We start from the raw sequence: 11,456 nt of genomic DNA on the forward strand, positions 1-11,456 counted from the left end.
TTTTTGGCGGGATTGCGTTAGCGGGCACTTCATGGCTCAATTCTGAGTATGTGAATTTAGCCACCGTGAATAACGTCTATAACGCTAAAATGAATGTGGCGAATTTCCAATTCTTATTCAACATGGGGGTGAGGATGAATTTAGCCAGACCTAAGAAAAAAGACAGCGATCATGTGGCTCAGCATGGGATTGAGTTAGGGCTTAAAATCCCCACCATCAACACGAACTATTATTCCTTTATGGGGGCTGAACTCAAATACAGAAGGCTCTATAGCGTGTATTTGAATTACGTGTTCGCTTACTAAAAGCTCACATTGAACCCCTTTTGTGAAACTCCCTTTTTAAGGGGTTTTTTTTAAAGCTTTTCTTTTTTAAGGGGTTTCTTTTAAAGGGGTTTCTTTTTTAAAACTTTCTTTTTTAAAACTTTCTTTTTTAAAACTTTCTTTTTTAAACCCTCTTTTTTTAAAACTTTTCTTTCTTTTAAACTCTCTTTTTTCTTTTGAACTTTTTTTTGAATTTTTTTTTGGGAGAATTTGATGAAAAATCCTTTTTAGCGTTTTTTTGATGATTGATTAGTGAAAAACTTGACGCTAAGTTAAGCGATAGTTTTTAAAAAGCGCTTCTTTTTGGGGGTTTAGTAGGGTTAAAAGGGGGAGAATGATTTCAAATACTTTCTATCTCTTTAAGAAAATAAAATAAAACTTTAATAAAACGAAACTTTAATAAAATGATTTTTACAACAAAATGAGAGCTAAAACGATAAAACAAAGCTTTAAAAACCCATTTTTAAAAATGTCAAATTTAATAAAGCTTGTGGTGGGAATAAAGCTGAAAGTAACCTAACGCTTTAATCAAAATCAAAGCGTTAAATCCAACCAAGCAATAAAGCCAAAACACCCCCTAAAAAGCGTTTTAGCGTGTTTTCACCAAGATGGCTTAAGCGCGTTCAGATTTTTGCTTTTCTCTATACTCTATGATCATGCCGTGGATTTCATCTTTTAATTTTAATTTTTGTTTTTTCATGTGGCTGATTTCAGCGTCGCTAGCGTTTTGTTGCTCAGCGGTTTTGATGTCGTCATCAAGCTGGTTGTGTTTCTCAAAAATCTTATCAAAATGCGGATTATTCGCTTTTAACACGCTGATTTCGTCTCTAAATTCATGGAACATGGTTTTCTCCTTTAATTTTTGATGTTTAAAGTATAATAAACTATCTTTTTAAAAAAACAACTTAAAAGAGCTATAAAATAGCCTTAGAATGCGCGATAAACAACAAAAAGGAATACCCATGGATATTCGCAACGAATTTTTACAATTTTTTCAAAATAAGGGGCATGCCATTTACCCTAGCATGCCTTTAGTGCCTAATGACGCTACCTTGCTTTTTACCAATGCTGGCATGGTGCAATTTAAAGATATTTTTACCGGGATGGTGCCACGCCCTAGCATTCCCAGAGCGGCAAGTTCGCAATTGTGCATGCGCGCAGGAGGCAAACATAACGATTTAGAAAATGTCGGTTATACCGCAAGGCACCACACGCTTTTTGAAATGTTAGGGAATTTCTCTTTTGGGGATTATTTCAAAGAAGAAGCGATTTTGTTTGCGTGGGAATTTGTAACCAAGAATTTAGGGTTTAAGCCTAAAGATTTATACATCAGCGTGCATGAAAAAGACGATGAAGCCGTTAAACTATGGGAAAAGTTTGTGCCTGTTGACAGGATTAAAAAAATGGGCGATAAAGATAATTTCTGGCAAATGGGCGATAGCGGGCCTTGCGGGCCTTGCAGTGAAATTTATATTGATCAGGGCGAAAAACACTTTAAGGGGAGCGAGGATTATTTTGGGGGCGAGGGCGATAGGTTTTTAGAAATTTGGAATTTGGTGTTCATGCAATACGAACGCTCTAATGATGGCGTTTTATCCCCCTTGCCAAAGCCTAGCATTGATACAGGCATGGGATTAGAAAGGGTGCAAGCGCTATTAGAACATAAGCTCAATAATTTTGATTCTTCATTATTTGCGCCCTTAATGGGAGAAATCAGCGAGCTTACAAGTCTGGATTATGCGAGCGAGTTTCAGCCAAGCTTTAGGGTAGTAGCCGATCATGCAAGAGCGGTAGCGTTCTTGCTCGCTCAAGGGGTGCATTTCAATAAGGAAGGCCGTGGCTATGTTTTAAGGCGCATTTTAAGGCGGGCTTTAAGGCATGGGTATTTAATGGGCTTGAAAGAAGCGTTTTTATACAAAGTCGTGGGCGTGGTGTGCGAGCAATTTTCTAACACGCATGCGTATTTGAAAGAGTCTAAAGAAATGGTGATGAAAGAATGTTTTGAAGAAGAAGAGCGCTTTTTAGAGACTTTGGAATCGGGCATGGAATTGTTTAACTTGTCTTTAAAGCATTTGAATGAAAATAAAATCTTTGATGGCAAGATCGCTTTCAAGCTTTATGACACTTTTGGTTTCCCTTTGGATTTAACAAACGACATGCTAAGAAGTCATGGGGCGTGTGTGGATATGCAAGGCTTTGAAAATTGCATGCAAGAGCAAGTGAAACGCTCTAAAGCTTCATGGAAAGGCAAACAAAACAACGCCGATTTTAGCGCTATTTTAAACGCTTATGCGCCCAATGAATTTGTGGGGTATGAAACGACGGAATGTTCTGCTAAAGCCTTAGGGTTTTTTGATAGCGACTTTAAAGAAATAACAGAAGCAAATCCTAACCAAGAAGTTTGGGTCTTATTAGAAAAAACCCCTTTTTACGCAGAAGGTGGGGGGGCTATAGGCGATAGGGGCGCGCTTTTTAAAGACAATGAAGAAGCGGCTTTGGTGTTAGATACAAAAAACTTTTTTGGGCTTAATTTTTCGCTTCTTGAAATCAAAAAAGCGCTAAAAAAAGGCGATCAAGTGATCGCGCAAGTGAGCGATGAACGCTTAGAAATCGCCAAACACCATAGCGCGACGCATTTATTGCAGAGTGCTTTAAGAGAAGTTTTAGGCTCGCATGTGAGTCAAGCGGGGAGTTTAGTGGAATCCAAGCGATTGCGCTTTGATTTCTCGCACCCTAAAGCACTCAATGATGAAGAGTTAGAAAAAGTAGAAGATCTAGTCAACGCTCAAATTTTCAAACACCTAAATAGCCAGGTGGAGCATATGCCTTTAAACCAAGCTAAAGATAAGGGAGCGTTAGCGTTATTCAGTGAAAAATACGCTGAAAATGTGCGCGTGGTGAGCTTCAAAGAAGCGTCCATTGAATTGTGTGGGGGCATTCATGTGGAAAATACCGGGCTTATTGGGGGGTTTAGGATCCTTAAAGAAAGCGGGGTGAGTAGTGGGGTCAGACGCATTGAAGCGGTGTGCGGGAAAGCCTTTTACCAACTGGCTAAAGAAGAAAGTAAAGAGCTTAAAAACGCTAAGACTTTATTGAAAAATAACGATGTGATAGCCGGCATCAACAAGCTTAAAGAGAGCGTGAAAAACAGCCAAAAAGCCCCCGTTTCTATGGATTTACCGATTGAAAAAATCCATGGCGTGAGTTTGGTGGTGGGCGTAGTGGAACAAGGCGACATTAAAGAAATGATTGACCGATTGAAAAGTAAGCATGAAAAATTGCTCGCTATGGTGTTTAAAAAAGAAAACGAGCGAATCACTCTCGCATGTGGGGTGAAAAACGCACCCATAAAGGCGGATGTGTGGGCTAATGAAGTGGCACAAATTTTAGGGGGAAAAGGGGGCGGGAGAGGTGATTTTGCGAGCGCTGGGGGTAAGGATATTGAAAATTTGCAAGCCGCGCTCAATTTAGCGAAAAATACCGCTCTTAAAGCTTTAGAGGGATAGCATGGAGCTTATTTTAGGCTCTCAATCCAGCGCTAGGGCGAATCTTTTAAAAGAGCATGGGATTAAGTTTGAACAAAAAGCACTCTATTTTGATGAAGAAAGCCTAAAAACCACAGACCCTAGGGAGTTTGTCTATTTGGCGTGCAAGGGGAAATTGGAAAAAGCTAAAGAGTTACTTGCGAATAATTGCGTTATCGTGGTGGCTGATAGCGTGGTGAGCGTGGGTAATCGCATGCAGCGAAAAGCTCAAAACAAGCGAGAAGCCCTTGAATTTTTAAAACGCCAAAATGGCAATGAAATAGAGGTTTTAACCTGCTCTGCCTTGATTTCTCCTAAATTAGAATGGCTGGATCTATCGGTTTTTAGAGCGCGTTTAAAGGCGTTTGATCCTAGCGAGATAGAAAAATATTTAGAGAGCGGATTGTGGCAAGAAAGCGCGGGCTGTGTGCGTTTGGAAGACTTTCATAAGCCCTATATTATAAGCTCAAGCAAGAATTTAAGCGTGGGGTTGGGGCTGAATGTGGAAGGCTTGTTAGGGGCGCTACAATTAGGGGCTAAACTTTCATCGTTATAAACGCTATCATTTTATCCTATAAAACACTTAATAATATGATTTTCTAGCCAACCTCCCTTGACAAACAAAAAAAACGATACACTCCAACATTTGATGTTTAAAGGGTTTGTCGCATGGCGCATTTTATTTTTTCTGTTGCGGTGGTGCTTTTATGGTTGGTTGCGTGGGGCATATATCTCGTGTTTGTGAAGAACTTAAAAAGAGAGATGGAAGAGATAGAAAATTCTGATCCCAATCAAAACAATCCTTTCATTACTGCTGCTATGGGTATTGGAGGAGCAGCTACCAGTATTTTTTCCCAGATACCAAACCAATCGTTGATGGCATCAAGCCGTTGGCTGAGAAAGGTTTGCAAGAGGCGTTTAGAAAAGACAAGCTCGCAGAGGGGCAAAAAATTTCAATCTCTAGCTTAAGATTTTTGTCGTTATTTTGCATCGTTGTTGTAACCATGACAGGCGTGTGTCTCATTTGGAGTTTCAACGGGTGGTCTTTTTGGAAAGTAACAGGTTCGTTTCTTCTTTATGTGGTTGTTTGTTCCGCTTCAACATTACCAAATATATTTATTGCTAATATATTAGATGATCGATAATTGCTTCATGCATAAAAAACAATGTTTTTTAGGCTTATCCCTAAAAGATAAGCGTTAAAAACACTCTATCTAACTGATAAACCCCCTTGACAAACAAAAAAAAAAAAAAAACGATATAATACAACATTTGATGTTTAAGGAGTTGTCATGGGGTCTTGGTCTCGTATTCTTTTATCAATCTTGGTGGTGGTTTTGGGATTAGCACTTACTGCCATGCTCATAAATTGGCATGTTTAGCGGGAATGATCTATTGTGGCTATGGCATTATTACAGATTTTAGCGCTCTATCATCTACAATGTGGTGGTGGTCTTTATCAAAAATAACATGGTTTTGTGTGGGCTATATCGCTTTATGGGGGCTTACGCCTATTATGGGTTTTCTTACATGCTCTACAATAGAATACTATTCGTAAAAATTGATTGGAAAAATTAAAATAGGGGGGACGCTAGAACCTTTAAAAACAAGTTCTAGCAAAAATACAAGGTTAGGGATTATTTCCCAAAACGCCCACCGGTGGTAGGGTAGCCATAAATAGAGCCGTCTTTGATTTTCATGTGATCTTCCCAAGGCAATTTGTATTTACCAGCGGCTAAGTCTTTGATGTAGGTTAAGCCTGCGTCATGTTCTCCGCCCGGTTTAGCCACATACCCTCTATGGCCTAGGTTGTAAATGTTGTTTTCTAAGCCCCAGCTTAAGCGGGCGTTGTCTGCCATTTTAGGATAGATTTCCCCGGTTACAATCTCCCAAGGGTTGCGGTGCCCTTGAACAAGAGTCGTGCCATCAAAGTTACAGATTTGCCCCTCACCAAAGTAGTAAAAGACATTATCATAGCCGGCTAAATTCACGCTCACGGTATACATCAAATTGTGCCATGCGTTGGAGCGGTTGGTCAAAATCCACTGATCATTGACTTGAGTGCTATAGCCTGAAATGCGGATATACACATTGCACCCTTTATAGGCTGCTTCTCTAGCGAGCTCTGGAATCATGCCGTCATGGCAAATGCACACGGCTAATTTTGATCCGCCCGGACCCTCGCACACAGGCATTCCTAAATCCCCAGGATACCATGGTTCAATGGGATTCCATGGGAATAGCTTGCGGTATTTTAAAATGATTTTACCTTGCGGATCAATGATAATGGCGGTGTTGTAGGGGTTTTTGTTAGAATCAGGATTGCGTTCCATGATTGAAAAAACACCATAAACTTTCGCCTCTTTACACGCCTTAGCGTATAACTCTGTCTCTTTACCCGGGACATCTAATAAAAACTCTTCGCTAAGCCACTTAGCGGTATTCAAACCTTGCGTGCTATACTCAGGGAAAATGATAAGCTCCACTCCCGGATACCCCGCTTTAGTCGCATGCAAGGTTCTGATAATGCTTTCAATATTGTGATCAATATCCTTACGGCTGTTGACAATTGGCACAGGAAACTGAATGGCTGCCACCAAAAACCCTTCAATAGGTTTGCCCATACTACCGATACTTCCCATAATAACTCCTTCTAAAAGTTTTGTCGCAATAACAATAACAATTATTGCGAGAGAATACTATTGCAAGAGAACTAATTTAGAGTAAATGCGAGATTTTTTGATAAAAAGATTTAAATCTATTTTTAAAGCGCTTTTCAGCCTCTATAAGCGCTGTTTTAAAAACCCCTAAAAATCCTTTAACAATTCCACAAATTCTTTAAAAATATAGTGGCTCTCTTTGGGGCCGGGGCTGCTTTCTGGGTGGTGCTGGACAGAAATAATGGGAGCGTTTTTATAGTGCACGCCCTCAATGGTGTTGTCAAAAAGATTGCGGTGCGTGATAACAGCGATTTCTTCAATGTCTTCAGGGACGCAATAGTTGTGGTTTTGCGCGGTGATTTCAACGGCGTTTGTTTTTAGGTTTTTAACGGGGTGGTTGCTCCCATGATGGCCAAATTTGAGCTTGTAAGTAGGGTAGCCTTGCGCGATAGAGAGCAATTGATGCCCTAAGCAAATGCCAAACATGGGGATTTTAGCGTTAATGAGTTGTTTGATTTCTTTAATTTCTTGCTGCAAGCTTAAAGGATCGCCTGGCCCGTTAGAGAGGAAAATCCCGCTAATTTCTTTTTTTTCATAGGCTTTAATCAGATCGTTAGCTTTAGTGTGGTGCGGGTAAATAAGGGCTTTTAACCCCACATTTTGAAGCTCGTTTAAGATATTGCCCTTAGCCCCAAAGTCCAGCACCGCGATAATTTTATGAGAGGTTTTTTCATCAAAAGGCTTGTAATCTAGGGTTTTGAAATCAAAAATAGCACGCTGGTGCGTGATGATTTTTGGCGTAGAAACGCTAGACACTAAGGGGGAGTGAGAAATTCTAGGGGCGTTTTTTAAAATTTCTTCAAGCTTGTTTCTATCATGCTCTATCGTGGAAGCTATCATCATCAAGCACCCATGATGGCGTAAGGTTTTGATCAAACTCCTGGTATCAACGCCACAAATCCCTAAAACGCCACGCTCTTTTAAATAAGCGCTCAAGCTAAAATCCGCCCTTGAATTAGAAAAAAATTCGTTGTAATGGCGCGCTAAAACCCCTGCACATGAAAAAAAGGATTCATCATCTTTAGAATTAACGCCCACAACCCCAATTTCAGGCATGCTAAAAACCACAAATTGCCCCTTATAGCTAGGGTCGCTAATGACTTCTTGATAGCCGCTCATAGAAGTGTTAAAAACAAGCTCGCCCACTTGCGTGCCGCTAGCCCCAAAACTTTGCGCTTGTAAAAAAAGCCCGTTTTCTAAATAGAGAGAGACCATTATAAAAAGCCTTTTCGTCTTAATTCTTCTTCATAGAGCCTTTCAAACACCAACTCGTATTCATCGCTCCCTACGGGCAGTTTGCGTTTGTAATGCTTGATTTTTTCATGCACTTCATTTTCAATGCTTTCATACGCTTTAGAATAGGTGTCAATGGATTTGTAAATCAAATTTCTTATCAAATTTTCCGACACGCTAAACATGATCAAATCCTCATCTAAGATTTTATTCAAAATCTGGTGCGACAAATCGTTGCACCTTTCTTCCCAAAACAAATGAAAGCCCTCTTTTTGAGCGATCTGTCTTTTAATCATCCAAAAAAGCTGCCTTTCATCCATCCGCATGAATTCTATCTCATCGGTGTTTTCTTCTAAAAGCTCTCTGGCTTGCTCGTCTATGGCGTTTTCTTTTTTAACGCTTTTTTCCAAAATCCCTTCTATCAATTCACACAATAATTCTCTAGGGGCTTTTAATTCTAATAGTTTTGAATGGATAAAGTCGTTGGCAATCTTATGGCTTATATGGTTTATATGGGTTAGTTTGAGTCTCATGATTTTTCTCGCGTATTTTATTTATTTTTAGAGTGTATTTTATCGTTTTTTAGATAAAACGCTTTTTAAAGAATTAATTTAATGGCGCACCAAACTATAGGATTGTAGAATTTTATCAGCGTAGATGATTGTAATATCCGGGCGTTTTTTAGAAATTTTAGCGTTAATCAGTCTTAACTTCCCCCCTTCTTTAATGCCATAGAATTGGAGCCTTAAAGCGAGTTGTTTATCGTTAGTGCGGATTTGATGGATACCCCTTAATTGCAAGGCTGTAGCGACTTCTTTGGCTAAGAAATGCCGGTTTAATAATTTTTCATTAGCGCCAGAAATTTTACTCCCCCATAAAAAAAGCGTTTCAGTGAGCATTAAAAGATACAAACTGAAAACGCGCAAATAATACTGCCCCCTAAATTCCTTCAAACGCACCCTAAGGCTATTCAAAACGCTTTTAACAAACAAAGGCAAACCGATTAACGCTAAGGGGGCGAAAGTTTTTAAATCTATCTCTTGGCGCATGCTCAAAAGCAAAGGGAAAAGCCAACCGCTCGCGCTCATAAAGGCTAATAACGATGGCTTTTTATCCAAAAGGGCTTTATAGAGCGTATAAGGGTAGTAGAGGAACAATAAGGGCGAATACAAAAGCATGAGTTCTAAGCATGTGTCTATAAAATACCCACTAGGCAAGCCCTTATTGAAACTCCCGCTAAAAAGAGCGGTATTCACGCCTAAAACCACCAAAATAAAGATCGCGCTCTTAAAATAGCGTCTTCTTAAAGCATAGATAAAAACCCCTAATAAAAGCGGGATAAACGCGCCGTCTAAAAACGCGCAAGCGCTGAGGGTTAAATAAGGGATTTTTTGGGTTTTGATATACAAATAGCTAACCAAAAGCCCAAGGCTTAACACCAGCACGCTTTTAGCCAGTAAAATCGCAAAGAGATTCACTCCAGGCAATAAAGCGTAAGTCAATACCACATAGAGAGCGTCTTTAGGCTTTTTTAAAATCTTTCGCCCTATCAAATAAAATAAAAACATGTTAATGAGATGAGCGATCAAAAAAGGCAATCTTAAAGCCAAATCGTTTTGGCCTAAAATGGCGGTGCTTTTTTGAGCGATTTTGACAAACCACACATCGCTATAAAAAAAATCCTTCGCTTCATTGTAGCTGATAGAAATTTCTCCGCTCATCAACAGCCCCAAAGCTAGGACTAAAAAAACCATGATGACAAAGACTAAATCGCTTAAATCAAAGCTTCTTGTTTTTTTCTCTGGATAAATAAAATAGCTAAAGTATAACAGAGCGCTTTGTAAGGGGCTTAGTTGCATGGCTTAAATTTTTTTTAATTCTTTTAAAAGAGCGGGCAAGGCAATGAGTAAGCCTGAACATAAGATCAAAGCCACTCCTAAAGAGCTTTTAAGATCCAAAAATGTATCGCCTAAATACAGCCCGAACAATAGCCCCCAAACAATGCGGGTGTATTCAATGGGGGCAATGATCCCAGCAGGAGCGTTCATGTAAGCATAGGTTAAGAAATACTGCCCTAAAGTCCCGCTAATCCCTATTAAAGAAATCCACAAAATGTCTTCTTTTCTAGGGATATGAATGCCTGTGGATAAAAAAGGAATATCAACAAACATGCCCACTAATCCAAGAAGGCTCATGCCAAAAGCGAACGCTAAAATCACGGCTTGCTTGTCATAATATTCCCTCAAATCCCTTAAAGTGATATACGCTAAAGACACAAAGATCCCGCTCAATATGCCCATAAAAATTTCAACCGGCCCCACATTTTCCACGCTAGGATCTGAAATCAACACCACCCCCACTAGCCCGATGCATGCAGAAATTAACGCGCTTCTTTTGAGTTTTTCTTTCAAAAGCAAAGGGGAAAGAAGCACCGTATAAATCGGTGCACATTGCGAGAAAGCCGTCGCTGTAGCGAGTGAAATTTTTTCAATATTATAAAAAAACGCTAGCATGGCCAAGCCCCCTACAACGACCCTAAAAGCGAGCTTTTTAAAACCGCCTTGTTTGTAGCTTTTTAAGCGGTAGGGTTTGAAAGGATAAATAAATAAGAGTAAGAGCGTCATGGTAATGGAGCGGTAAAACACGTTTTCCATAGGGGAAAAATAATCTGCTGTGATTTTAACAAACGCGCTCATGATCCCAAAGCAAAAATTTGCCAAGAGTATCATTGAAACGCCAAATAAAATGGTGTTACGCATGCCTTTTGCCCATAAAGATTTTAGGGTAGTTTAACCTAAAATCTCTAATTAAGACTTAAAGTTTTTAAGCTTTAAAAGCATAAAAGTTGCGTTGATTGGTAAAATCATGCTATAACAATGTTCTAGGAGTTTTACCTTTTGTTTTGTCTAGAATCATTCTAGAAGCTTCAGCATTTCAAACTCCTTATAGAAATATGAAAACATAAAAACACGAATCCTTTTTGAAAATAAACTCCTAGACCCTTTTTAAAGGGTTTGAACGCCATCATGTTAGAAAACTCTTTTAAGCTTTTTAAATTTTATGAGTCTCATTAGGGAATGGATTTTGCTTAATATTAGCGTAAAATTCAATTTTAGGAAATTCGCATGGCTGTTTCTTCTATCAATCAGTTTGATTCTAACCTTTATGGGCTTTTAAACGCTAAAAGCGCTCCTAAAGAAGACCTGGCTCCTGTTGAAAACACAGAAAAAATAGAGCGAGAAAAAAAGGACGCTCCAACAGAAAACCTCCCCTTTAACCCTGACAAGCGAGAGACTTACGGCTTTTTGGTTTTAGAATTGATGAGCGATAGAGAGTATGAGGCTTTTTTAAGGGCCACGGCCGGGATGGATGAGAGCCAAAAACGCTTGGCCGCTCAGTCGCTCTATAGTTTGACGGATTTTTATAACGGGAAATTCTCTAAAGAAGTGGAAAACGCCCCCAAACAACCGATAAATGGCTTGCACAAAAAAGCCCTACAAACCTTTAACGCTACCAACCATAACGCTTTTTTGCAACGCTATCAAAACGCTTATAACAACCCTTCAACGATGGATGTGATTCTTTAAAGATTAATCAAGGATTGATCATCAAAAATAGCGTTTTGATGATAGCCAACGCCCAGTGGGATCAAAGCT

At 39.4% G+C, this 11,456-nt stretch carries 12 protein-coding genes; 6 read left to right on the forward strand and 6 right to left on the reverse strand.

What is annotated here, in order from left to right:
• Window positions 1-305 (forward strand): outer membrane protein (locus EAL49_RS06500; RefSeq protein ID WP_162973085.1); only part of this gene is annotated, 305 nt, incomplete at its 5' end.
• Between the two features lie 631 nt (window positions 306-936).
• Here EAL49_RS06500 and EAL49_RS06505 read toward each other — a convergent pair.
• Window positions 937-1,167, reverse strand: a complete 231-nt coding sequence (locus EAL49_RS06505; RefSeq protein WP_000468322.1) for an HP1242/YdcH family protein — start codon at window positions 1,165-1,167, stop codon at window positions 937-939.
• Between the two features lie 118 nt (window positions 1,168-1,285).
• Between EAL49_RS06505 and alaS the strand changes: the two genes are divergently transcribed.
• The 4 genes from alaS to EAL49_RS06525 all read left to right on the forward strand — a co-directional run bounded on the left by alaS (window position 1,286) and on the right by EAL49_RS06525 (window position 5,405).
• Window positions 1,286-3,829, forward strand: a complete 2,544-nt coding sequence (gene alaS, locus EAL49_RS06510; RefSeq protein ID WP_120829553.1) for an alanine--tRNA ligase — start codon at window positions 1,286-1,288, stop codon at window positions 3,827-3,829.
• A gap of 1 nt (window position 3,830) precedes the next feature.
• Complete coding sequence (gene maf, locus EAL49_RS06515; protein ID WP_120829554.1) at window positions 3,831-4,403, forward strand: septum formation inhibitor Maf; 573 nt, start codon at window positions 3,831-3,833, stop codon at window positions 4,401-4,403.
• 113 nt (window positions 4,404-4,516) lie between these two features.
• Window positions 4,517-4,816 (forward strand): hypothetical protein, encoded by a 300-nt coding sequence (locus tag EAL49_RS08480; protein ID WP_033752355.1) that lies wholly within the window; start codon window positions 4,517-4,519, stop codon window positions 4,814-4,816.
• A 331-nt stretch (window positions 4,817-5,147) separates the two neighbouring features.
• Window positions 5,148-5,405 carry a hypothetical protein gene (locus EAL49_RS06525; protein ID WP_120829555.1) on the forward strand — a complete coding sequence of 86 codons (258 nt, stop codon included), beginning with the start codon at window positions 5,148-5,150 and terminating at the stop codon, window positions 5,403-5,405.
• A gap of 79 nt (window positions 5,406-5,484) precedes the next feature.
• Here EAL49_RS06525 and EAL49_RS06530 read toward each other — a convergent pair whose 3' ends face one another.
• From EAL49_RS06530 to EAL49_RS06550, 5 genes are all read right to left on the reverse strand, one after another.
• A complete protein-coding gene (locus EAL49_RS06530; protein ID WP_000534776.1) occupies window positions 5,485-6,489 on the reverse strand; it encodes a formamidase in 1,005 nt (334 codons plus the stop codon).
• A gap of 165 nt (window positions 6,490-6,654) precedes the next feature.
• Entirely contained in the window at window positions 6,655-7,782 is a 1,128-nt protein-coding gene (gene carA, locus EAL49_RS06535) for a glutamine-hydrolyzing carbamoyl-phosphate synthase small subunit (protein WP_120829556.1), read from the reverse strand.
• Window positions 7,782-8,333, reverse strand: a complete 552-nt coding sequence (locus EAL49_RS06540) for a DUF507 family protein (RefSeq protein ID WP_001237418.1) — start codon at window positions 8,331-8,333, stop codon at window positions 7,782-7,784. The genes carA and EAL49_RS06540 overlap by 1 nt, the downstream gene beginning before the upstream one ends.
• 78 nt (window positions 8,334-8,411) lie before the next feature.
• Window positions 8,412-9,659, reverse strand: a complete 1,248-nt coding sequence (locus tag EAL49_RS06545; protein ID WP_120829557.1) for a glycosyltransferase family 39 protein — start codon at window positions 9,657-9,659, stop codon at window positions 8,412-8,414.
• A 3-nt stretch (window positions 9,660-9,662) separates the two neighbouring features.
• On the reverse strand, window positions 9,663-10,559 hold the full coding sequence (locus EAL49_RS06550; protein ID WP_120829558.1) for a DMT family transporter: 897 nt from the start codon (window positions 10,557-10,559) through the stop codon (window positions 9,663-9,665).
• A 366-nt stretch (window positions 10,560-10,925) separates the two neighbouring features.
• Here EAL49_RS06550 and EAL49_RS06555 point away from each other — a divergent pair, with 366 nt between their 5' ends.
• Window positions 10,926-11,387, forward strand: coding sequence for an HP1233 family protein (locus tag EAL49_RS06555; protein ID WP_000301322.1), 462 nt, complete (start codon window positions 10,926-10,928; stop codon window positions 11,385-11,387).
• Window positions 11,388-11,456: the final 69 nt, after the last annotated feature.

It is taken from the genome of Helicobacter pylori (assembly GCF_003637665.1).
Classification (GTDB): Bacteria; Campylobacterota; Campylobacteria; order Campylobacterales; family Helicobacteraceae; genus Helicobacter; species Helicobacter pylori_CK.